The 21,880-nt window shown below is 42.7% G+C and carries 21 protein-coding genes; 14 read left to right on the top strand and 7 right to left on the bottom strand.

Annotated features, from left to right (window positions below):
* Positions 1-60 precede the first annotated feature (60 nt).
* The 8 genes from O3646_RS06575 to O3646_RS06540 all read left to right on the top strand — a co-directional run bounded on the left by O3646_RS06575 (position 61) and on the right by O3646_RS06540 (position 7,926).
* A complete protein-coding gene (locus O3646_RS06575; RefSeq protein WP_195529478.1) occupies positions 61-651 on the top strand; it encodes a hypothetical protein in 591 nt (196 codons plus the stop codon).
* Positions 652-660: 9 nt separating this feature from the next.
* The gene (locus O3646_RS06570) at positions 661-1,680 is read left to right on the top strand and encodes a V-type ATPase subunit (RefSeq protein ID WP_195529479.1); all 1,020 of its coding nucleotides are present in this window, start codon (positions 661-663) and stop codon (positions 1,678-1,680) included.
* Positions 1,661-1,981, top strand: a complete 321-nt coding sequence (locus O3646_RS06565) for a V-type ATP synthase subunit F (protein ID WP_003009443.1) — start codon at positions 1,661-1,663, stop codon at positions 1,979-1,981. The genes O3646_RS06570 and O3646_RS06565 overlap by 20 nt, the downstream gene beginning before the upstream one ends.
* The gene (locus O3646_RS06560) at positions 1,978-2,682 is read left to right on the top strand and encodes a GNAT family N-acetyltransferase (protein ID WP_371610698.1); all 705 of its coding nucleotides are present in this window, start codon (positions 1,978-1,980) and stop codon (positions 2,680-2,682) included. Before O3646_RS06565 ends, O3646_RS06560 begins: the two co-directional genes overlap by 4 nt.
* A gap of 33 nt (positions 2,683-2,715) precedes the next feature.
* Positions 2,716-4,506 carry a V-type ATP synthase subunit A gene (locus tag O3646_RS06555; protein ID WP_195529481.1) on the top strand — a complete coding sequence of 597 codons (1,791 nt, stop codon included), beginning with the start codon at positions 2,716-2,718 and terminating at the stop codon, positions 4,504-4,506.
* Entirely contained in the window at positions 4,493-5,878 is a 1,386-nt protein-coding gene (locus O3646_RS06550; protein WP_003002370.1) for a V-type ATP synthase subunit B, read from the top strand. The genes O3646_RS06555 and O3646_RS06550 overlap by 14 nt, the downstream gene beginning before the upstream one ends.
* A gap of 3 nt (positions 5,879-5,881) precedes the next feature.
* Positions 5,882-6,505 (top strand): V-type ATP synthase subunit D, encoded by a 624-nt coding sequence (locus O3646_RS06545; protein ID WP_003009455.1) that lies wholly within the window; start codon positions 5,882-5,884, stop codon positions 6,503-6,505.
* A 305-nt stretch (positions 6,506-6,810) separates the two neighbouring features.
* A complete protein-coding gene (locus O3646_RS06540) occupies positions 6,811-7,926 on the top strand; it encodes a LysM peptidoglycan-binding domain-containing protein (RefSeq protein WP_371610697.1) in 1,116 nt (371 codons plus the stop codon).
* Positions 7,927-8,012: 86 nt separating this feature from the next.
* Here the strand turns inward: O3646_RS06540 and O3646_RS06535 are convergent, their stop codons facing one another.
* Positions 8,013-9,182, bottom strand: coding sequence for a CynX/NimT family MFS transporter (locus O3646_RS06535; protein ID WP_371610696.1), 1,170 nt, complete (start codon positions 9,180-9,182; stop codon positions 8,013-8,015).
* Between the two features lie 822 nt (positions 9,183-10,004).
* Between O3646_RS06535 and O3646_RS06530 the strand changes: the two genes are divergently transcribed.
* Together O3646_RS06530 and O3646_RS06525 are read left to right on the top strand one after the other, a co-directional pair.
* Positions 10,005-10,286 (top strand): autorepressor SdpR family transcription factor, encoded by a 282-nt coding sequence (locus tag O3646_RS06530; protein ID WP_003009465.1) that lies wholly within the window; start codon positions 10,005-10,007, stop codon positions 10,284-10,286.
* A complete protein-coding gene (locus O3646_RS06525; protein ID WP_155169846.1) occupies positions 10,273-10,908 on the top strand; it encodes an SdpI family protein in 636 nt (211 codons plus the stop codon). The genes O3646_RS06530 and O3646_RS06525 overlap by 14 nt, the downstream gene beginning before the upstream one ends.
* A gap of 845 nt (positions 10,909-11,753) precedes the next feature.
* On the opposite strand, the gene O3646_RS06520 is transcribed toward O3646_RS06525, so the two are convergent.
* Positions 11,754-12,785: a hypothetical protein gene (locus O3646_RS06520; RefSeq protein WP_154358746.1), complete on the bottom strand. Its 1,032-nt coding sequence runs from the start codon at positions 12,783-12,785 to the stop codon at positions 11,754-11,756.
* A gap of 247 nt (positions 12,786-13,032) precedes the next feature.
* Between O3646_RS06520 and O3646_RS06515 the strand changes: the two genes are divergently transcribed.
* On the top strand, positions 13,033-13,788 hold the full coding sequence (locus O3646_RS06515; RefSeq protein ID WP_155169843.1) for a DNA/RNA non-specific endonuclease: 756 nt from the start codon (positions 13,033-13,035) through the stop codon (positions 13,786-13,788).
* Positions 13,789-14,277: 489 nt separating this feature from the next.
* On the opposite strand, the gene rpmG is transcribed toward O3646_RS06515, so the two are convergent.
* The 4 genes from rpmG to O3646_RS06495 form a co-directional block, all read right to left on the bottom strand.
* The gene (rpmG, locus tag O3646_RS06510; RefSeq protein WP_001265622.1) at positions 14,278-14,427 is read right to left on the bottom strand and encodes a 50S ribosomal protein L33; all 150 of its coding nucleotides are present in this window, start codon (positions 14,425-14,427) and stop codon (positions 14,278-14,280) included.
* 15 nt (positions 14,428-14,442) lie between these two features.
* A complete protein-coding gene (gene rpmF, locus O3646_RS06505) occupies positions 14,443-14,625 on the bottom strand; it encodes a 50S ribosomal protein L32 (protein ID WP_003009516.1) in 183 nt (60 codons plus the stop codon).
* A 150-nt stretch (positions 14,626-14,775) separates the two neighbouring features.
* Positions 14,776-14,976: a PTS ascorbate transporter subunit IIC gene (locus tag O3646_RS06500; protein ID WP_003011522.1), complete on the bottom strand. Its 201-nt coding sequence runs from the start codon at positions 14,974-14,976 to the stop codon at positions 14,776-14,778.
* 2 nt (positions 14,977-14,978) lie between these two features.
* Entirely contained in the window at positions 14,979-16,001 is a 1,023-nt protein-coding gene (locus tag O3646_RS06495; protein ID WP_003011526.1) for an SPFH domain-containing protein, read from the bottom strand.
* Between the two features lie 188 nt (positions 16,002-16,189).
* Between O3646_RS06495 and ilvD the strand changes: the two genes are divergently transcribed.
* On the top strand, positions 16,190-17,893 hold the full coding sequence (gene ilvD, locus O3646_RS06490) for a dihydroxy-acid dehydratase (protein WP_371610695.1): 1,704 nt from the start codon (positions 16,190-16,192) through the stop codon (positions 17,891-17,893).
* Positions 17,894-18,479: 586 nt separating this feature from the next.
* Entirely contained in the window at positions 18,480-19,754 is a 1,275-nt protein-coding gene (locus O3646_RS06485) for a uracil-xanthine permease family protein (protein ID WP_371610694.1), read from the top strand.
* Positions 19,755-19,916: 162 nt separating this feature from the next.
* Here the strand turns inward: O3646_RS06485 and O3646_RS06480 are convergent, their stop codons facing one another.
* The gene (locus O3646_RS06480; protein ID WP_013904437.1) at positions 19,917-20,258 is read right to left on the bottom strand and encodes a metal-sulfur cluster assembly factor; all 342 of its coding nucleotides are present in this window, start codon (positions 20,256-20,258) and stop codon (positions 19,917-19,919) included.
* 170 nt (positions 20,259-20,428) lie between these two features.
* Here O3646_RS06480 and hisS point away from each other — a divergent pair, with 170 nt between their 5' ends.
* Positions 20,429-21,712 (top strand): histidine--tRNA ligase, encoded by a 1,284-nt coding sequence (hisS, locus tag O3646_RS06475; protein WP_003010893.1) that lies wholly within the window; start codon positions 20,429-20,431, stop codon positions 21,710-21,712.
* Positions 21,713-21,880 lie beyond the last annotated feature (168 nt).

Below are 21,880 nucleotides of genomic sequence, written 5' to 3'. Positions count from 1 at the left end.
TGATGGATTCGCCTTTCGAGGCGAAAAACACAAGACGCATGCAATAGGAGAAAAAACGATATGGATGAACAAACCCAATTAAAGGATTCAATCTTGGCCCAAGCCCACGAAAAAGGGCGTAAACTCTTAGAAGAGGCCAAGGAAACCATCCTAAAAGAAGAGACTGCGCAAGAAGAGCGTTTGATTCAAGACAAACTCAATCAACGCTCCGAGCAGCTCAAGCGGATTCAACGTCAATTGCAACGTGAAACCCAACAAATCGAAAATAAAAAACGCCAATCAACCCTTGTCACCAAGCAACGAGTCTTAAAGGATCTCTTTGCAAATGCTTATGAAGCGATGGTGGCTTGGCCCCTTGAAAAGGAAATGCAGTTTGTAGATGCGGTCTTAGAGCGCTATCAGGGACAAGTTGTGACCCTGACCTTTGGGGCGGTGAGCGCTGCAAAATTTGATTCAGCAGCTCTCGAGAGATTGAAGCAGACACATCAGAATGTGACAGTTGCAGATGCAACAATCCCAGCTCAAGCAGGCTTTGTCTTGTCGGTTGGGAAGATTGATGACAACTATCTCTACCGTGATTTGGTGGATTCCATTTGGGAGCAAGAAAGTTACCAGATGGCAGCCAGCATTTTCACAGATGAAGAGAACTAGGAGGTTGCAATGAGCGAACGGACCTATTCTCAAGTCAATACAGGAATCAGCGTACGTGAGGCTAGTTTTGTCAGTCCCAGTCAGTTCGAGCAGTTGCTTGCAAGTCCCTCCAGTGAGAGTCGAGAAGGCTTGCTGCAGGGGACGCCTTATGCTTTAGACAGCCAGGAGATCAAGGATTTATCAGCTCTTGAAGCCCGCCTGATGGCAGCCTTGTTGGCAGAATACCAATGGGCTTTTGGGGTAAGCCCTCAGTCAGACCTGGTTAGCCTTTTTACCTTGAAATACACCTATCACAATCTCAAGGTTTATCTAAAACACAAGGCGACAGAGCGCAAGTTGGGGCACTTATTGATCCCTATCGGTCCTTATTCTCTCGATGTGCTTGAGCATTTGGTGGCGACCTTTTCTGCAGAGCATTGTCCGGCCTTTATGGCGGAAGAAGTGGCTGCAACCTGGCAAGAATTCCAAGACTATCAGGACTTGCGGGTCCTCGAAATTGGGATGGACTTAGCTTATTTTAAACATCTGAGATACTTAGGGGACAGCCTAGATCATCCGATTCTGAAGCAGTTGGTGGACGTGACCATTGACTTTTACAATGCGATTACAGTTAAGCGGGCCTTGGATCAGCAAAAACCGCATAGCTTTATGCACCAATTACTCTCAGATGAAGGGAGCCTCAGTGCCCATCAGGTGATCGACCTGTTAGAATCCGGTCAGTGGTTGACCTGGTTTTATCAAGTTAATCCGCTGGACTACGATCTCGCCTTAGAGACTTATGAAGAAAAGATGCGCACCGGTCAACTAAAGACCGTAGAGTTGGAGTATTTAGAGAGTTTGGTGAAATTCAGTCTTCTAGACGCTGGCCGTTTTGAAGTCGATGGACCACTCCCTCTTGTTCGTTATCTTTACGGAAAAGAGTTAGAGGTGACCAACCTTCGTTTGGTCCTCTCTGGTTTGGACAATGGTTTTCCGCTAGCAGACATCAAAGAAAGGATGAGACCGATTTATGGACAAACAGACCTATAAGATCGCCGTTGTGGGCAATCGGGACGCCATCCTTCCTTTTCGCCTGATTGGCTTTCAAACCTATCCGGTCACAGAGCCGCAAGAAGCGATCAATACCTTGCGAAAACTCAGTCGGGAAAACTTCGGGATTATCTACCTGACAGAGGATATTGCTCAGGCCATTCCAGATACAGTGGCGTTTTACGACCAGCAGCTGACACCGGCTCTGATTCTTATCCCGACCCATAGAGGGACTACAGGACTGGGCCAACAGCGGATTCGTGATAATGTCGAAAAAGCAGTAGGACAGGATATTTTATGAGAACAAATGAATTTGGCCAAGCGATTGGCGATGCACTGCCCGATTTTACACCGGGGCGTCTGCCAGCTATTGAGCGGATCGAAGGTCGCTATACCGTGATCGAGCGCCTCTCAAAAGAAAAACATGGAGCAGATCTTTATCAGGTCTACGGGCCGGACTCTCCAGCAGCTATGTGGACCTTTCTGTTCAAAGGCCCTGCCCGCAATGAAGAGGAGTGGGACCACTTATTAGATGATCTCATGACAGCCCAAGGTCGCTTTTACTATGCGATTGTAGACAAAGATTCAGGCAAGGCTTTGGGAACTTTCTCTCTCATGCGGATCGATCAAGCTAACCGGGTGATCGAAGTCGGAGCAGTGACCTATTCACCAGCGCTCCAAAAGACACGCATGGCTACGGAAGCCCAGTATCTGTTAGCGCGCTACGTGTTTGAAGATTTAGGCTACCGCCGCTATGAGTGGAAATGCGATACCTTAAACCAAGCTTCTCGCAAAGCAGCTGAGCGCTTAGGTTTCACCTATGAAGGCTGTTTCCGTCAGGCTGTTGTTTATAAGGATCGGACCCGTGATACAGACTGGTTGTCCATCATTGACCAAGAATGGCCAGCTATCAAACAGCGCTTCGAAGCCTGGTTGGATCCAAGCAATTTCGATGCCAATGGCCAACAAAAGCAATCTCTAAGAGAGATAGCACAAAAGTAAAACAAAGAAACAAAGGATTCCCAGGAGGAATACATGACTCAAGGAAAAATTATCAAAGTTTCCGGTCCCTTGGTGGTTGCATCAGGGATGCAGGAGGCCAATATCCAAGACATTTGCCGGGTCGGCGATCTTGGTTTGATTGGCGAAATTATTGAGATGCGGCGGGATGAAGCCTCTATCCAAGTATATGAAGAAACGTCTGGAGTCGGTCCAGGAGAACCAGTGGTCACAACCGGAGCCCCCCTTTCTGTTGAATTGGGACCAGGCTTGATCTCTCAGATGTTTGACGGGATCCAACGCCCCTTGGAACGCTTCCAAGAAGTTACTGCCAGTGATTTTTTAGTTCGTGGGGTGCAAGTTCCAAATCTAGATCGGGATACCAAATGGGCCTTCGAACCAAGTGTGACTGAAGGGACAGAAGTGGTCGCTGGAGACATCGTCGGTACCGTTCAAGAGACCAATATGGTGGAACACCGCATCATGGTACCCTTTGGTGTGAGTGGACGTGTGACTAAGATCGCAGCAGGTTCTTACACGGTAGAAGAGCCGGTTTATGAGATCCAGCAGACAGATGGTAGCCTCTTTACTGGGACCCTGATGCAAAAATGGCCGGTTCGTCGAGGCCGTCCCTTTGCACAAAAACTGATTCCAGTAGAGCCTTTGGTCACCGGTCAACGGGTCATCGATACCTTCTTCCCTGTGACAAAAGGTGGAGCTGCAGCTGTTCCTGGTCCTTTCGGAGCTGGAAAAACAGTCGTGCAACACCAGGTGGCCAAGTTTGCCAATGTAGACATCGTCATTTACGTTGGTTGTGGGGAACGTGGAAATGAAATGACGGACGTTCTGAATGAATTTCCAGAATTGATTGATCCAACGACTGGTCAATCCATCATGCAACGGACCGTTCTGATCGCCAACACTTCGAACATGCCGGTAGCGGCGCGGGAAGCTTCCATCTACACAGGGATTACTATTGCCGAATACTTCCGTGATATGGGCTATTCCGTTGCCATCATGGCGGACTCTACTTCTCGTTGGGCAGAAGCTCTCCGTGAAATGTCTGGTCGTCTAGAAGAAATGCCAGGGGATGAAGGCTACCCAGCCTATCTTGGTAGCCGAATTGCTGAATATTACGAGCGTGCAGGTCGGGTCAAGACACTCGGTGCCATTGCGCGTGAAGGTTCGATTACCGCTATCGGTGCCGTCTCTCCTCCAGGTGGAGACATTTCAGAGCCGGTGACCCAAAATACCCTGCGGATTGTTAAGGTCTTCTGGGGACTGGATGCTCAATTGGCCCAACGCCGCCACTTCCCAGCCATCAACTGGTTGAGTTCTTATTCTCTTTACCAAGATGAAGTTGGTCGCTATATCGATTTACATGAACAAATCAGCTGGTCTGAAAAAGTGACCCGCGCTATGAATTTGCTTCAAAAGGAAAGTGAATTGCAAGAAATCGTCCGCTTGGTTGGTCTAGATTCCTTGTCTGAAAAAGACCGCTTGACCATGAATGCGGCTAAGATGATCCGTGAAGACTACCTGCAACAAAATGCCTTTGATGAGGTCGATACCTATACCTCATTCAGCAAGCAGGTGGCCTTGTTGACAAACATTTTAACCTTTGACCAAGAAAGTCAAAAAGCATTAGAATTAGGGGCTTACTTCACAGAAATCATGGAAGGAACCGTGGCTCTTCGAGACCGCATTGCCCGGAGCAAGTTCATCCATGAGGATCAGTTGGCAACCATTCAAGCCCTGAAAGAAGAAATCGTAGAAACCCTACACCAAATCGTCGCAAAAGGAGGAGTAGACAATGAGCGTGATTAAAGAATACCGTACTGTTAGCGAAGTTGTTGGCCCCTTGATGATTGTCGATCAGGTCGAAGGGGTTCACTACAATGAACTAGTAGAAATCAAACTCCATGACGGAACGACCCGTCAGGGACAAGTCCTCGAAGTCCAAGAAGACAAGGCCATGGTCCAGCTCTTTGAAGGATCTAGCGGGATCAACTTGGAAAAAGCCAAAGTCCGCTTTACCGGACGTCCCCTAGAACTCCCTGTGTCTGAAGACATGGTCGGACGCATCTTTAACGGGATGGGCAAACCCATCGATGGCGGTCCGGAGATTATCCCAGAGAAATACTTGGACATTGATGGACAAGCCATCAACCCTGTTTCACGGGACTATCCAGATGAATTTATCCAAACAGGGATCTCAGCCATTGACCATTTGAATACCTTGGTTCGGGGCCAAAAACTCCCAGTATTCTCAGGTTCTGGTCTTCCTCACAAGGAGTTGGCGGCTCAGATTGCTCGTCAAGCAACGGTTCTTAATTCTGAAGAAAACTTCGCCGTGGTCTTTGCGGCCATGGGGATTACCTTTGAAGAAGCCGAGTTCTTTATGAACGACCTTCGGGAAACTGGGGCCATTGACCGCTCGGTCCTCTTTATCAACCTAGCCAATGACCCAGCTATCGAGCGGATTGCGACTCCCCGGATCGCCTTGACAGCTGCCGAATATTTGGCTTATGAAAAAGACATGCACGTCTTGGTTATCATGACCGACATGACCAACTACTGTGAAGCCCTTCGGGAAGTATCTGCTGCCCGCCGGGAAGTTCCAGGTCGTCGGGGTTATCCAGGTTACCTCTATACCAACCTCTCAACCCTCTACGAACGTGCAGGACGCTTGGTTGGAAAGAAAGGATCTGTGACCCAGATTCCAATCCTCTCTATGCCAGAAGATGACATCACCCACCCCATCCCTGACTTGACAGGCTACATCACCGAAGGTCAGATTATCTTGTCCCGTGATCTCTACAATAGTGGTTACCGCCCACCGATCAATGTTCTTCCGTCCCTTTCTCGTTTGAAGGACAAGGGTTCTGGTGAAGGCAAGACTCGGGAAGACCATGCGGCGACCATGAACCAGCTCTTTGCGGCTTACGCCCAAGGAAAACAAGCCAAAGAACTAGCTGTAGTGCTTGGAGAGTCTGCCTTGTCCGATACCGACAAGCTCTATGTTAAATTTACGGACCGCTTTGAGCAAGAATACATCAACCAAGGCTTTACCACCAATCGGACGATTGAGGAAAGTTTGGATCTCGGTTGGGAACTCTTATCCATCCTTCCACGAACAGAGCTTAAACGGATCAAGGATGAGATGATTGACAAGTATCTTCCAAACAAAGAGGATTAGCCTATGGCACGATTAAATGTAAAACCAACTCGGATGGAGCTTAATATTCTCAAAGAGCGCCTCAAGACAGCAACCCGGGGGCACAAGTTGCTCAAGGATAAGCGGGATGAACTCATGCGTCGCTTTATTGAAGCTGTGCGTGAGAATAATCGTCTGCGCCAAAAGGTGGAGGCGGCGCTGGTGGGCAATATGCAAGATTTCGTGATGGCCAAATCCTTAGAGAGTGACCTCATGGTAGAAGAAATCTTTGCTGTTCCCACTCGAGAAGTGATGCTCCATATCGAGGAAGAAAATGTCATGAGTGTGCGCGTGCCCAAGCTCCATGCCCGTATCGATAATCCATACGGAGAGGATGAAGGGGACGTGGTTTATAGCTACCTCGCCTCCAACAGTCAAATGGACAGCACGATCCAAGAAATGGGGGATCTACTCCCAGATTTGCTCAAGTTAGCGGAAATCGAAAAAAGCTGCCAACTCATGGCAGATGAAATCGAGAAAACCCGCCGTCGAGTGAACGGACTCGAGTATGCGACCATCCCAGATCTCAAAGAAACTATCTATTATATCGAAATGAAACTCGAAGAAGCCGAACGCGCCAACCTCGTCAGAATCATGAAGGTAAAATAAGATGCATCAAGATACAAAGCCGTAAAAAGCTGTGTTCAATTACTTAAAAAATACAAGAACCTCATCAAGAAACCATTCCTAGATGAGGTTCTTTTACGCCCTCGAACTCTTCTTCCAGCCCCCTCTTTTTATGTTACTAGTTTGTAACAATGTGACAAGAAAGACGAAATGTTACAAGAAAAATACAGTTTTGTTAAATAGCCAAAAAGGCCTTTTATTATTTTTAAATTGTGATAAGATAGTATAGTAGTTCATTTGTTCAAGAAAATCTTGAACAAAAAAACAAAGAAAAAAGAGGATAAAAGATGAAATTAAAAGTTAATACGAAAGCCTTGATCGCTTCAACAGTAGCTCTTGCAGTGATTCCATTTACAAAAGCCACTGCAGAAACACTTGAAGATTGGGTAGCTCGCTCAGTAGATGAAATCAAACATGATATCCAACAAAGCGGTGAAAACCAACAAACTTATACCATCAAATATGGTGATACATTGAGTTCGATCGCAGAAGCGCTTGGAATCGATGTTCATGTGTTGGCAAACTTAAACAACATCAGCAACATGGATTTGATCTACCCAGGTACTGTTTTGAAAACAACAGTAAATGATCAAAAAGAAGTAACTTCAGTTGAAATCCAAACTCCTCAAGCAGGTGCGACAGATGCAACCGTTGCAAGTGCTGATTTGACAACAAACCAAGTGACAGTTGATGACCAAACAGTCGCTGTCAACGATTTGTCAAAACCAGTTAACGAAGATAACAAAGCTGTACCAGTTGCTCCAGCAGCGGAAACTCAAGAAGCCCCAGCGGAAGCTCCAGTGGTTGAAGTACCAGCAGCTGAAACACCAGTACAACCAGCTGTTCCAGAAACACCAAACTACGGTGCTCCAGCTGTCAATGTTGAAGTACAAAATCAAGAAGTAGCGCCAGCTGCTGCTCCTGAAGCTCCAGCAACTCCTCAATCTGCTCCAGTAGTAGAAGAAGCTCCAGCAGCACAACCAGCAGCAGAAACGACTGCAGCACCTGAAGTACAACCAGTAGCATCAACTCCAACAACTGGTAATGCTATTCCAACTGATCCAAATCTTCAACCGCAAGCGGAAGCTTTCCGTCAAGAAATTGCAGCGAAATTCGGTATCACAAACATCGGTGGTTACCGTGAAGGGGATCCAGAAGACCATGGTAAAGGACTTGCAGTAGACGTGATGGTTCCAACAAATTCAGAGCTTGGAGATCAAGTTGCACAGTATGCGATTGATAACATGGACCGTGCAGGTATCTCATATATTATCTGGAAACAACAATTCTACATGCCAGTAAATAACATTTACGGACCAGCTAATACATGGAACCAAATGCCAGACCGTGGTGGAGATACAGCAAACCACAACGACCACGTACATATCTCATTTAACGGATAATAAAACTTCGAACTAGGACAAGTGCCTAGTTCTTTTTTTGTATGCACAAAAAAGGCCGGAAGACGAATCTTTCAGCCGGACAATGGTTATAAAATATGATCGACTTTTTCCACCTGATAAAGGGCAATGGCCATGATGATGGTTAAGACCAGGAGCATGAGAATAGCCGGTGTCCAAGAGTGGAAGAGAGATTTACTGTAGCCGAAGAGGATGGGACCAAAGGCTGCAAAGACGTAGCCTCCTGTTTGGGCAAGACCAGAAAGTTGAGCTGTTTTTTCAGGTGTACTGGATTTCATGGAGAAAGCGACCATGAGGTAAGGAAAGAGCGAACTAACGGAACTTCCTATCAGGGCATTGATGACGAGCCAATAGAAGAAGTTGCTGGTCGGGATTAAGAGCATGGCTACCCCCAGAATCCCTGCTCCGACAACAATGGCAAGCATCAAGCGTCGATTGCGATCGGATAACCGTGTCGTTAAACTTGGGATCGTCAAGGAGAATGGGAGACTGATCAGGGTAAACACGGAGGCAAGTAGTCCAGATTCAACCTTTGAAAGGCCAGCTTGAACAGCCATGGTCGGAAGCCAGGTCATACTTGTGTAGAAAAGTAGTGACTGCAAGCCTCCAAAAATCATGATAGCCCAGACATATTTATTGGTATACCACTTGCTACTAGATTCTGTAGTAGCCGTCTTTTTTAGATGGTGGTTGTAGCGAAGGTTAGGAATCCAGATGACCAAGGCAAGAGCACACAAGGCTGTCAAGATGTTGACCAAACCTTGCCAAGAAGTGGCTTTGGTGATCGGAACAGCGACAGAAGAGGCGATCGCTGTGGACATCCCCATAGAAGTGATGTACAAAGTGGTCAGAATGCCTAGTTGGCGGGGTCTGTTCGCCTGAATCAGGCTTGGAAGCAGCACATTGAGAAAGGCGATGCCAGCTCCAATCAAGATGGTTCCCAGATAGAGGAAGGGGAGGTTGATAATCCGAATGGCAGATCCGATCGTAATCGCGATCAAAACTAGGAAAAAGAGGCGCTCAATCCCCAACTTTTTAGCAAATTGAATCGCAAAAGGTGAGAAAATGGCAAAGGTGAGAAGTGGCAAGCTAGTCAATAGTCCCAGAGAGCTCACATCTACCCCCAAACCAGCTGCGATGTCAGACAAGACCGTCGGAAGCGTAGTAAATGGTGTTCGTAAAACAATCCCAAGCATAATGATGCCCGGGATGAATAGCGTAGAATGTGTTTTTTTCATAAATCCTCCTCAGACAAAAATTCTCTTCATTATAACATAGATCGAGCATAAATTGGAGTATTAGTACAAATGAAGGAGAAGGGACGTAGTTCTCACTATCGTTCGAACTGCGTCTACGTACCTAAACTTCGCTGATGGTCGTAAAGGTACGTAGAAAAAGCCACCGGTTTTGGTGGCTCTTATAGGGAGATTATTATGAAAAAGTTTAGGATTTTCTATCAAACAAAGTTAGGAGGTCTTTATTTGATGGTTTTATTATAAGGCGGTTTGCTTAAAGAAATCTTAAGAAAAGGTTGTGTTTAAAAAATAGGTCTTAAGTCTGACAAAATGCATTAATCATCATTCCAAACAGTAAAATTACTTATTCCATTCTAAGGATCGTAGTTCTCGCTAACGTTCGAACTGCGTCAACGTACCTAAGTTCGTCTAAGCCCCTATTGGACTTGACTCACTAAGAATAGTAAGGAACGTAGTTCTCACTGTCGTTCGAACTGCATCAACGTACCTAAACTCGCTGATGCTCGTAAAGGTACGTAGAAAAAGCCACCGGTTTTGGTGGCTCTTATAGGGAGATTATTATGAAAAAGTTTAGGATTTTCTATCAAACAAAGTTAGGAGGTCTTCATTTGATGGTTTTATTATAAGGCTGATTTCTTAAAGAAAACTTAAGAAAAGACGCTGTTTATAAGAATCGGTCTTAGGTCTGATATTTTTTTACAACAGAAGCTATTTAGATTTTTTTCTAAATAGAGTTGACAAACCCATCCGAAAGTACTAGAATCTATTTAGAAAGATTTCTAAATAGATTAGAGGAGATAGAGAATGAATTTTGCGCAAACATTTAAAGCTTTATCGAATCCGATAAGAAGAAGTATCTTAGAACTGCTAAAGGCGGGGAAATTATCTGCTGGTGATATCGCTGGCCACTTTGATGTGGCAGGAGCGACCATTTCCCATCATTTAAGCCTCCTCAAGCAGGCAGATTTAATTCGAGAGGAAAAAGAGAAGAATTTTATCTACTATGAACTCAATACTTCTGTCTTGGAGGATTTAATGGTCTGGCTCGTTGATTTGAAAGGAGACTCTACTGATGAAAACGAATAAAAAACTATTGCTATTAACTTCTATGGTGATCCTTTTCCCCATGCTTTGGGGGCTGATGATTTGGTCGCAATTGCCTAACCAAATCCCGATTCACTTCAATTTTGCTGGCCAGGCCAATAACTTCCAATCGAAACCCCTGGTTGTGTTTGGTCTTCCTATTTTCGATCTCATGGTGCATCTGTTTATGATCTTTATGATCGGTCGCGATTCTAAGAATAGCGCTATGAATGAAAAAATGGTCAAAGTGATCTACTGGTTGATTCCAATAGTCTCCTTAATCGTCTCCTATCTCATCTATAGCAAGGCGCTAGGCTCTACTACCAATCCATCTGTTTTTGTTTCTGTTTTGCTGGGTCTTATCTTTGTGATCATGGGCAATTACATGCCTAAGTTGAAAGTGAATCACACGGTTGGAATCCGTCTGCCCTGGACCTTACAGAGTGAAGATAACTGGCACAAAACCCATCGCTTGGCGGGGAGGTTGTGGGTCCTCGGAGGGTTGATCCTTCTTCTTGAATCAGGCCTTCAATTCGCGCTTTCTTATGTATTGGTGCTGGTCATCCTCGTTATTGTGTTTATCCCTGTGATGTACTCTTATCAATTAAGTCGGAAAAATCGTTAGTATGAAAAACAACCAGAGAAGAAGCAGTTGTGAACTGTTTCTTTTCCGGTTGTTTTTGCTTGTTCATCGTTTCAAATTTAAAACTTTCAGGAAAATACTAATTTTTCGGAAAGAACTCTCAAAAAAATGAAAACACAAAAGATAACATTGCTGAAATAAGTTGTGTAAATGCCAAAAGATTAAATTCCTTGTAGTAAAGTTATGAAACATCGTTAAAATATCAATAAGCAAACTAGGTGACTTGTACCGTACGGAATAAAATATTGATTTTAAACCGAAGATAAGATGGGAATACTAATTAAAGGACTTAAAGTTGCTTAGTTTATAACAAGTATGTTGTAATAAATCTGGCATATTTTATTGATTTTAAACAACTAGCACTAGGAATCCAAAGCTTTTGATGTTGGCGTCAGAACTCTCTTCACTTGGAAAAGAAATTATGTGGACAAGGACACTTAGAGAGGAGAAAGTGAGTCGTCAAATTTCGAAAGATTCCTTTGGAGGGGTTGAAAGCCTTTGTAGAGGCACATCTAGATGCTTTTACGGAAAATTGCGGCACATTTTGATTGTGCTGTCACTTCGGTATGGGTAGCTTTAAAACAGATTAATTTCACTTTAAAAAAGATGACTAGCTTAAGGAACAAGATTCAGAGAAAGTCTTTGAAAAGATTAGTGGACAACGTTTTTAGCGGACTTCAATTCTCGCTAAAGATTAGTTGATTGTTTATTTGTTGTACTTTAAAAGCTCTACAATATCTGAAATGGAGGAGAACTCATTACAGATATTGTAGAGTCTAGTGTGTTGATTAATCTGACTTACTGCTCTGTTTTACTTGACTTACAATTTAGGATTTAAACAAATTATAAAATAGTTGGTTGAATTCATTACTAGTTATTTTTTTATTATTTCTGTAAAGACTTTCTCTTCCTAGAGAACTTGTACTATTTTTAAATTCTTGCTTTTGAAAAGTAAGAAAATATTTGTCATGTAATTCTACTAACAAGTTATTTATTTCATTTTCTGTGAATTGTAAATCATATTTTAATACATTCTTTATTGAAGTTAACCATGTATCGTTGAATCTTCTAAAAATAAATATAGGATTAATATCTATTGCGTCTATTTCGTTTTTGACAATTCGCCAAATAATTGTTCTAGCACTCAGCATGTTAATTTCAGATTTTTTTGAAGCTAACTTATAATTTGGATTTTGACTTCTAAAAGGGTATGATTCTAGATTAGCGATTGATTTAGACATTTCTTTTAGTGATTGTAACTCTTTAGGATTCAATCGATTAGCAAAAGATTTAGGTTTATCTGTAATACCTAAATAAGCCATACAAATATTCGAGAAATAATGTTTAAGATAGTACGTATCTTCCTGTTTTTTACCATTCTCAATCATTTCTAATTCTTGAAATAAAATACTACCTTCTGATGAAATATCCATAATGTGATTGTTTAAAAATAAATCATTCTTTAAATGATTTCCAAAACTATCTATAATTTTTAAAGAAGGATCACCATCGTTTATATTATTTGCCGATTTATAAAAATCAGAAATTCCCTTTTTACGTTCATCGACTTTAGCAATATTAGGATTTGTTAAACATAAATATAATTTTGAATTTTGAATATCTCCTCTAATATGATTTGGGATACCGTAATGTTCATATTTACTTAATTTTAATGTTTTGAGATTTGAATCAATATGTGTCCAAGAAAATGAGGTAGAATTTTGCTCTATTGCTTCCCAAAAAGAGTTTATTATTTCGGTGTTATTAGTCCAAGGACTAAATTTATCTAAGAAATTCTGAGCGGTTTCTATTTCACCAATTTTTTCTTTATATCGAGCAACCAAGTTTGTAAGATTCATAAACGTTATCTCCCTTGCTTTTATTATCCATAATATATAATATTTATCTTACGTAATCAATCATAAACAGTGGTTGTTAGTGTATTGACCTAAAAAAGTTAGATAGTAAACTATTTCTATGATGGTTTGCAATAGAATTACTTTAACAGCTAGAACCCTAAAAAAGGTATTAATAATTTTTTAAAAATATTAAAAACGCTTTCTTATTTTTGGTATAATTGGAGTAGAAAAAGTTTGGGAGAAAAATATGAAAACATTAAGAAAAGTAATATATGTCATTCTTATATTATTAATTAGTAGTTCTTTTGTGGGTGTTAATAATGTAGCTGCATGGGGAAATACAGAGGCTAAAGTAAAAATCAATGGTGAAAAGATAAAGATTCCTAAATGGTCAATAGACAAGTATTCTAATTACTATGTATCAGTTGGCAAAAGTTCAATCAAACCAAAAAAGTTTCCCAAAAATGGTGAAATTGAATACGGAGGATTAGATGATCTTGGAAGGACAACTGAAGTAAAAGGTAGTCTGATTTATCAAAATGTTGAGAATTCGAGAGGGAATAGACTACCTTTTGCGACTGATGGATCGTCTGATCCAAGCGGTTGGAAAAAGAATGAGGAAAAGGCCGAAATCATTAGTTCAAATGGGTCTAAATATAACGGTTTCTTTTGGAATCGTAGTCACTTAATTGCTAACAGCCTTGGGGGAAATGCGAAACGTGAAAATTTAATTACAGGAACTCGTACTCAAAATGTTGGTGAAACTGATGGTGGGATGCGTTATACAGAGAAAAAAGCTCAGCAATGGTTAGAGACTCATAAGGAAGGAGGGGTTTTATATTACCAAGCAACTCCTTACTATCATAAAAAGGAACTTATTCCTAGATATGTTATTGTTTCAATGAAATCTTCGGATGGAGAAATAGATGAAGTAGCTGTCGTATATAATACTGCAAATGGTTATGAGATAAACTATAATGATGGGACATTTAAAAATAAGTAAATCGATTTGATTTCTTATTAGATTTGAAGTTTAAGAAAGAATTTTTGTAAAATCTAGATGTTGTTTTAATCTCTACCTATTTTATAAAACTGGGAAAAGTCTAGTATAATAAGCTTTATAAGTGTATTGTTCAATACTTATAGACCTAAACTATTCCCCCGTTTAAAGATTATTGATTCAAATTTTATGAAATTAATCAGTAGATATCGTTCTGAAAAGCCTTGATATGACGCTGTTTTTAGTCCAACTGAAACTCATACTTTCCAAACCAGGTCATACGATCTGTGAGAAAAAGAACACATAACAAAAAGAGGAGCTTCACAATAAAGTTCCTCTTCTTTTATATATCCGAATCATTATTCTTATTTCAAAAAAGGTAGTGAAAAAGGTAGTGATTCGGTTGATTTATATTGCAATGTAGTGAAATTTAGAATTTCAAGAATCGCTTAAAATCAAGGTTTCTAACATCTATTGACGTGTAGTGAACCCCTATTTCACCTCTGTAAACACAACGTGTTTGCGAAGTTTTGGTGAGTATTTCTTCAATTGAAGACGGTCTGGAGTGTTACGTTTGTTTTTAGAAGTAAGGTACAAGCGTTCACCAGATTCTTTGTGTTCAAGTGTAATATTTACGCGCATGGTATCTCCCTTCTATTATTCAGCTGATGCAGCTTTAGCGATCTTACGTCCTTTGTAGTATCCTTTAAGTGATACACGGTGTGAACGTGAGTAATCTCCAGTTGCTTCGTCAAAGTTTACAGATGGAGCTGTCACTTTGTAGTGCGTACGACGTTTGTTTTTCTTCGCTTTTGATGTGCGACGTGCAGGTACTGCCATTTCGTTTTTCTCCTTTTAAGATATAAATTCAATTAGGTTTGATTTTCATCAACTGTAACAGTATAACAAAACTTTTTTGTAAAGTAAAGTTACTTGACAAAAAATTGTTAAAAAAATCTCCCGCCCCATCAAATGGGACAGGAGTTCTCCTTAAAGGTCTATTTCAAATGGCTCATCAATCGTTTCCGAAACGTATTTGCCATCCTTTTTTCGTTGTTTGACACATTCTGTCAGCAGGTACTCGATCTGCCCATTGACCGATCGAAAGTCATCTTCTGCCCATGATGCGATAGCAGCATATAACTTGGCTGACAATCTAAGTGGAATCTGTTTTTTCTTTTGGTCAGCCATTCTTAATAGAGACTTCCCGTATTAACAATTGGTTGTGCATCATGATTGCCACAGAGAACGACAAGAAGGTTCGAAACCATGGCAGCCTTCCGTTCTTCGTCTAGCTCTACAATCTCTCCTTCGCTCAGGCGTTCAAGGGCCATTTCAACCATCCCAACTGCTCCGTCGACAATCATCTTCCGCGCATCGATAATGGCAGAAGCTTGTTGGCGTTGAAGCATGACAGCTGCGATTTCTGGAGCATAGGCCAAGTAGGTAATACGAGCTTCTAGAATTTCGAGTCCAGCATCTTTTACACGTGCTTGAATCTCTTCTCGAATACGACTGGCCACAATTTCACTGGAGCCTCTTAGGCTACCCTCATCTGCCTGGCCGTCTCCTGTCGTATCGACATTAGGAGCTACATCATAAGGATAGATGCGGACAATATTACGAAGAGCACTATCACACTGCAATGAGAGATATTCTTTGTAGTTATCCACATTGAAGACTGCTTTAGCCGTATCCACTACACGCCAAGTGACTGCAATACCGATTTCTACAGGATTTCCCAAACAGTCATTAATCTTCTGACGAGAGTTGTTCAAGGTCATCACTTTTAAGGAAATATTCTTTTTACCTGTCTCGATAGAAATATTGTTACCTTCTGCTGTTTTACGGACAGACATGGGTGACTTGGTGGTGACATCACCACTTTGGCCCAAGCGGGTGTTATTGGCAGGATTGACAGCGACACAGAAGGGATTGACAAAGTAAATACCCGCTTCTCGAATGGTTCCAATATAGTTCCCAAACAAGGTCAAAACCAAGGCCTCTTGCGGTTTAATGATTTTGATCCCCGCATAGCACACCAGACTAGCAATAAAGAGAAAAATACAGGTAATAACTGCAATCGCAAGTGGAAAACCTTCTGGTAGACTAGCAATCGCACTAATAAATGCTAAAACTAAGACAAGATCCCCAACTAGCAAGCCTATAAGGGCAGCTAAGCCGTTTTTCTTTTGGGTTAAAATTTTTTCTTCCATGGGACGAACTCTTCTTTCTTTGTGATATCTAAATGATATCACTTTGCTAACAAAAGTCAAGATATAACTGTAAATTATTTTAGCAAGAAACCGAGCAAGCTGAATTGTCTGAAAATTCAAGAATTTTCTTCTATCGTTGAAGCTTGAATTGTGCTATAATAATAAAAAATACGATGAGAGGGAATCAGATGACAGAATTAGACAAACGCCATCGTAGTAGTGTCTACGATAGCATGGTAAAATCGCCCAACCGTGCCATGCTTCGCGCGACGGGAATGACCGATGAAAGCTTTGAGAAACCGATTGTCGGAGTGATTTCGACATGGGCGGAAAATACCCCTTGTAACATCCACCTCCACGATTTTGGAAAACTGGCCAAAGAAGGTGTGAAGTATGCAGGAGCTTGGCCGGTCCAATTTGGCACCATTACGGTTGCGGACGGGATTGCTATGGGGACTCCAGGGATGCGCTTCTCCTTGACGTCACGTGATATCATTGCGGATTCTATCGAAGCGGCTATGGGGGGTCACAACGTGGATGCCTTTGTAGCCATCGGTGGTTGTGATAAGAACATGCCTGGTTCGATGATTGCCATTGCCAATATGGATATTCCAGCGATCTTTGCTTATGGTGGGACCATTGCTCCAGGGAATCTCGATGGAAAAGATATCGACTTGGTTTCTGTTTTCGAAGGTATCGGGAAATGGAACCATGGTGATATGACGGCTGAAGAAGTGAAGCAACTGGAATGCAACGCCTGCCCTGGCCCTGGTGGCTGTGGTGGGATGTATACGGCCAACACCATGGCGACAGCGATCGAGGTCCTTGGCATGAGTCTTCCTGGTTCCTCTTCTCACCCTGCTGAATCAGCTGATAAAAAAGCCGATATCGAAGAAGCGGGTCGTGCTGTTGTCAAGATGCTGGAAATGGGACTCAAACCATCAGATATCTTGACCCGTGAAGCTTTTGAAGATGCGATTACAGTGACCATGGCGCTGGGTGGATCTACCAATGCCACTCTGCACTTGCTTGCGATCGCTCACGCGGCTAACGTGGACTTGACCCTGGAAGACTTCAACGATTTCCAAGAGCGCGTGCCTCACTTGGCAGACTTGAAACCTTCTGGTCAATACGTCTTCCAAGACCTTTACAATGTCGGTGGCGTGCCAGCTGTCATGAAATACCTTCTGAAGAATGGTTTCCTTCACGGGGATCGTATCACATGTACCGGTAAAACGGTGGCTGAAAACTTAGAATCCTTCGCTGATTTGACACCAGGTCAAAAAGTCATCATGCCACTTGAAAATCCAAAACGTGCGGATGGTCCATTGATCATCCTGAAAGGGAACTTGGCTCCTGAAGGGGCGGTTGCTAAAGTATCAGGTGTAAAAGTTCGCAACATCACGGGTCCTGCTAAGGTCTTTGACTCGGAAGAAGCTGCCATTGAAGCCGTTCTTTCAGACGAAATTGTGGATGGCGACGTTGTTGTTGTCCGCTTCGTAGGTCCCAAGGGTGGTCCTGGTATGCCAGAAATGCTGTCCTTGTCATCTATGATCGTTGGGAAAGGCCAAGGGGACAAGGTGGCCCTCTTGACAGACGGACGTTTCTCAGGTGGTACGTATGGTCTCGTTGTCGGACACATCGCACCTGAAGCTCAGGTCGGTGGCCCAATCGCTTACCTCCACACAGGGGACAAGGTGACAGTTGACCAAGATACCAAAGAAATCACCATGCACGTTTCAGACGAAGAGTTAGCAAAACGTAAAGCTGAAACAACCTTGCCACCACTGTATAGCCGTGGGGTTCTGGGTAAATACGCCCATATCGTTTCTTCAGCATCACGTGGGGCAGTGACCGACTTCTGGAATATGGAACAGTCTGGTAAACAATAATTGCAAGGACGACTTTGTTCAAAGAGAGAGTGGGACAGAAATCGGTCATTCGTTAGAATTCGATTTCGTCGTCCCACCTCCGCACAGTTGAGTAGGGCTGTAAAAGCTGATGAAATCAGCGTAGTAGAGCCCACTCAACCAGTGCGTCTTGCTCGACAATCCAAAAACAATTGAGAGGCTAGGACTTTTGTCCCAGCCTCTTTTTTTAGCTCAAAGTGGCTATTTTCAACCCTATCGCTGAATCGTATGAATATTACTTTTTGGGGGATTTGGGTGTATCATCTGTCATTTTTCTTGTAAATCCGTCTATAATTTGCTATAATTGTGACTAATCGAATCAATCCTTTAATACTGTCCAGAGAGGCAGGCAAGGAGCTATGGAAATGAAAGGCCTGGGAAGACCAGCCTATATTTTGTGTATCTCCTTGTTGTGGGGGATTTTTTTGTATATTGAAAAGTGGTTTGATAAAAAAGAAATCGCCGATGATGGAGCATGAAGCGCTCGCTTACAATTTGCTCATCGAAGGTAGACGTTTTTGTTCAGCCATAGCTTGTCGCATCTTAATTTTAGGAGGTTTTTACGATCGTGAATGACGTTAAATATGATGTGAATGATATGCCAAAACCTGGTTTATTGGTTGGTTTATCTTTCCAGCATTTGTTTGCCATGTTTGGGGCGACAGTGCTGGTGCCGATTTTGGTTGGAATTGATCCTGCCATCGCCCTCTTCTCATCTGGTTTGGGAACTTTGGCTCACTTGACAGTGACCAAGTATAAGATTCCAGCCTACATGGGATCTAGTTTTGCTTATATTGCTGCTATGCAGATGTTGATGAAAACAGATGGAATCGCAGCAGTTGCCCAAGGTGCCATGGCAGGTGGTTTGGTCTACTTGTTTGTAGCTCTGATTGTTAAGTATGCAGGTAAAGATTGGATTAATAAGGTCCTTCCACCAATCGTGGTTGGTCCCATTATCATGGTCATTGGTTTGAATCTTGCGGCGAATGCAGTCACTGATGCAACAACCTTAAATAAAAGCTATAGTGGTTATGCTCTATTGATTTCGATGGTGACCCTCTTTGCGGTTATCCTATTTAACATGTATGGCAAGAAGATTGTCGGTGTCGTCCCAATTTTACTTGGATTAATTGTGGGCTATATTTTCTCAGTGGCTCTTGGTTTGCTGACAGGACATAGTTTTGTCAATTTCTCAGAGGTCAGTGCGGCGCATTGGATTCAAGTTCCAAACTTTGACATTCCATTTGTGGATTATAGCTTTAAGCTCTATCCAAGTGCGATTTTGACCATGGCTCCGATTGCCTTTGTGACCATGACGGAACATTTTGGACACCTCATGGTTTTAAATAGTTTGACGGAGCGTGATTACTTCAAGGATCCAGGGCTTGACCATACGCTTACTGGTGATGGTTTGGCACAGATTATTGCCGGATTCTTTGGAGCTCCTCCAGTAACCTCTTATGGGGAAAACATTGGGGTTATGGCCCTTAGTAAGGTCTACTCAGTTTATGTTATTTCAGGCGCAGCAGTGATTGCGGTTGTCATGAGCTTTATTGGGAAGCTATCAGCACTCTTGCACTCTATTCCAACTCCTGTATTGGGAGGGTTGTCTATTGCCCTCTTTGGGGTTATCGCTGCTAGCGGTTTGAAAATTTTAGTTGAACATAAGATTGATTTTGATAATAAAAAGAATCTCTTGATTGCTAGTGTGATCTTGGTATCAGGGATCGGTGGTTTGATGATTGACCTCGGTGGTCTTCAAATCACGGGTGTGGCAACTTCAACGATTCTAGGAATCGTGTTGTATCAAATTCTTCCAGAACCAAAAGCTGACGAGGCTTAGTTTGTTCTGGTGTTGAAAAAGTTATAATGGATTCAATCATCATAAAAAACGAGGAACAGACTCTGATGGTAGAGCTGGTGTTCCTCGTTTTTTATTGTGGATCGGATTTCCGAAGATGCATTCCTTCATTCGTTGAATGTATTTTTTAAAAGGTAATGCTTATTATCGCGGTGGAAGGCCGAGGGCGATGCGCCCGTATCGGCTGATTCGTGTAATTTTCCAAGCGGGTGACCAAGTTACTTCAACCTTGACATCTTCGATCCCCTCGATTTCTTTTAGGCGAGCGACGATTTCGATCGGAAGGCTCTCAGCACAGCTACAAGCCGTATCGGTAAAGGTCATAACCACCTTGCAAGTGCCGGCTTCATCTAGATGGATCTCGTAGATCAGTCCTAGGTTATAGACATCTAACTCAACATCGGTATCAAATACAAGCTCCAATTTTTCGATTAACGACTTCTCTAGTGCCAGGGCGCGGTCATTGATTTTGATATCCTCTCTCATCGCAAGATCCTTTCAGTGTAGTATGGCTTCCATTTTCTCATAATTCGGCTAATAAGGCAAGAAGAGAAAGAGGATTTGAACGTGTCGAACGAAGGAAATTCGGTCCAGTCTCCATTTCTCTTCGAATTTGTGGTAAAATAGAGGCAAAAGTAAGACAAAGGATGAAGGCTATGAAATTACAAAAACCAAAAGGGACCCAGGATATCCTTCCTGGCGATTCAGCGAAATGGCAATATGTAGAAGGCTTTGCACGCAAGGTCTTTGCGCGATACAATTATGATGAAATCCGCACACCGATCTTCGAACATTATGAAGTCATCAGCCGTTCAGTAGGGGATACGACGGATATCGTTACCAAAGAAATGTATGATTTCTATGACAAGGGAGACCGTCATATTACGCTTCGTCCAGAAGGAACAGCTCCTGTTGTCCGCTCGTATGTAGAAAATAAACTCTTTGCGCCTGAGGTACAAAAACCAAGTAAGTTCTATTACATAGGCCCAATGTTCCGCTACGAACGTCCTCAAGCAGGTCGTTTGCGTCAATTCCACCAAATTGGGGTAGAATGCTTTGGATCGAGCAATCCTGCAACGGATGTCGAAACCATTGCCATGGCAGCGCAATTCCTGAAAGAACTAGGGATTGACAATGTAACCTTGCACTTGAACACCTTGGGAAGCCCTGCCAGTCGTCAGGCTTATCGTCAAGCCTTGATTGATTACCTCTTGCCAATGAAGGATCAATTGTCTAAGGACAGCCAACGTCGCTTAGAAGAAAATCCGCTTCGTGTCTTGGATTCAAAAGAAAAAGAAGACAAGGCCGCGGTTGAACAGGCCCCTTCCATCCTAGACTATCTAGATGAAGAAAGCCAAGCGCATTTTGATGCAGTTCGTCGGATGTTAGAAGACTTAGGTGTAGCCTATGTCATCGATACCAATATGGTGCGTGGCTTAGATTACTACAACCACACGATTTTTGAGTTCATTACAGAAATTGAAGGCAATGAATTGACAGTTTGTGCGGGTGGTCGTTATGATGGGTTGGTTGAATACTTCGGTGGCCCTGCGACAGCTGGTTTTGGATTTGGTATCGGTGTGGAACGGATCCTTCTCGTTCTTGAAAAGAAAGGCATTGAATTACCGATCGAAACAGGCTTAGATGCCTATATCGCTGTCCTAGGAGATGAGGTCAATGAAGCAGCGCTTAGCTTGGTTCAGGCCCTTCGAATCCAAGGTTTCAAGGCAGAACGTGATTACCTTGGACGCAAGCTCAAGGCACAATTTAAGTCAGCAGATGTCTTTGCGGCCAAAGCCTTGATTACCTTAGGAAGTAGTGAAGTTGAGAGCGGTCAAGTTACTGTGAAAAATAACCAAACTCGTCAAGAAGTAACGGTAGCTCTTGAAAGCTTGAAGAAAGACTTCCCATCTGTTTTAGCAGAGTTGGGATTGGCTTGATCAAGTCTTGCAGACACCTGAAAAACAGATTCGCATGGGAGTAGGAGCAAAGTCGTTGCGCCTGCTCTCTTTTATCTAGCTTCTGTTTGCCAACCTTTGCCAAGATTTGGCGAAAAGTCGTTAAATTTTCTGACATTTATGATATAATGAGAAGACTACTAGTAAAGG

The organism is Streptococcus sp. 27098_8_148 (assembly GCF_041432105.1).
In the GTDB taxonomy this organism is placed as follows: domain Bacteria; phylum Bacillota; class Bacilli; order Lactobacillales; family Streptococcaceae; genus Streptococcus; species Streptococcus parasanguinis_AE.
This window is presented reverse-complemented; position numbering and strand designations above follow the sequence as displayed.

Coding starts and splice junctions, on each gene's coding strand:
- O3646_RS06545 (WP_003009455.1), top strand. CDS start 5,882: ATGGCACGATTAAATGTAAAACCAACTCGGATGGAGCTTAATATTCTC.
- O3646_RS06555 (WP_195529481.1), top strand. CDS start 2,716: ATGACTCAAGGAAAAATTATCAAAGTTTCCGGTCCCTTGGTGGTTGCA.
- O3646_RS06560 (WP_371610698.1), top strand. CDS start 1,978: ATGAGAACAAATGAATTTGGCCAAGCGATTGGCGATGCACTGCCCGAT.
- hisS (WP_003010893.1), top strand. CDS start 20,429: ATGAAATTACAAAAACCAAAAGGGACCCAGGATATCCTTCCTGGCGAT.
- ilvD (WP_371610695.1), top strand. CDS start 16,190: ATGACAGAATTAGACAAACGCCATCGTAGTAGTGTCTACGATAGCATG.
- O3646_RS06575 (WP_195529478.1), top strand. CDS start 61: ATGGATGAACAAACCCAATTAAAGGATTCAATCTTGGCCCAAGCCCAC.
- O3646_RS06535 (WP_371610696.1), bottom strand. CDS start 9,182: ATGAAAAAAACACATTCTACGCTATTCATCCCGGGCATCATTATGCTT.
- O3646_RS06530 (WP_003009465.1), top strand. CDS start 10,005: ATGAATTTTGCGCAAACATTTAAAGCTTTATCGAATCCGATAAGAAGA.
- O3646_RS06525 (WP_155169846.1), top strand. CDS start 10,273: ATGAAAACGAATAAAAAACTATTGCTATTAACTTCTATGGTGATCCTT.
- O3646_RS06515 (WP_155169843.1), top strand. CDS start 13,033: ATGAAAACATTAAGAAAAGTAATATATGTCATTCTTATATTATTAATT.
- rpmF (WP_003009516.1), bottom strand. CDS start 14,625: ATGGCAGTACCTGCACGTCGCACATCAAAAGCGAAGAAAAACAAACGT.
- O3646_RS06500 (WP_003011522.1), bottom strand. CDS start 14,976: ATGGCTGACCAAAAGAAAAAACAGATTCCACTTAGATTGTCAGCCAAG.
- O3646_RS06480 (WP_013904437.1), bottom strand. CDS start 20,258: ATGAGAGAGGATATCAAAATCAATGACCGCGCCCTGGCACTAGAGAAG.
- O3646_RS06565 (WP_003009443.1), top strand. CDS start 1,661: ATGGACAAACAGACCTATAAGATCGCCGTTGTGGGCAATCGGGACGCC.
- rpmG (WP_001265622.1), bottom strand. CDS start 14,427: ATGCGCGTAAATATTACACTTGAACACAAAGAATCTGGTGAACGCTTG.
- O3646_RS06520 (WP_154358746.1), bottom strand. CDS start 12,785: ATGAATCTTACAAACTTGGTTGCTCGATATAAAGAAAAAATTGGTGAA.
- O3646_RS06550 (WP_003002370.1), top strand. CDS start 4,493: ATGAGCGTGATTAAAGAATACCGTACTGTTAGCGAAGTTGTTGGCCCC.
- O3646_RS06495 (WP_003011526.1), bottom strand. CDS start 16,001: ATGGAAGAAAAAATTTTAACCCAAAAGAAAAACGGCTTAGCTGCCCTT.
- O3646_RS06570 (WP_195529479.1), top strand. CDS start 661: ATGAGCGAACGGACCTATTCTCAAGTCAATACAGGAATCAGCGTACGT.
- O3646_RS06540 (WP_371610697.1), top strand. CDS start 6,811: ATGAAATTAAAAGTTAATACGAAAGCCTTGATCGCTTCAACAGTAGCT.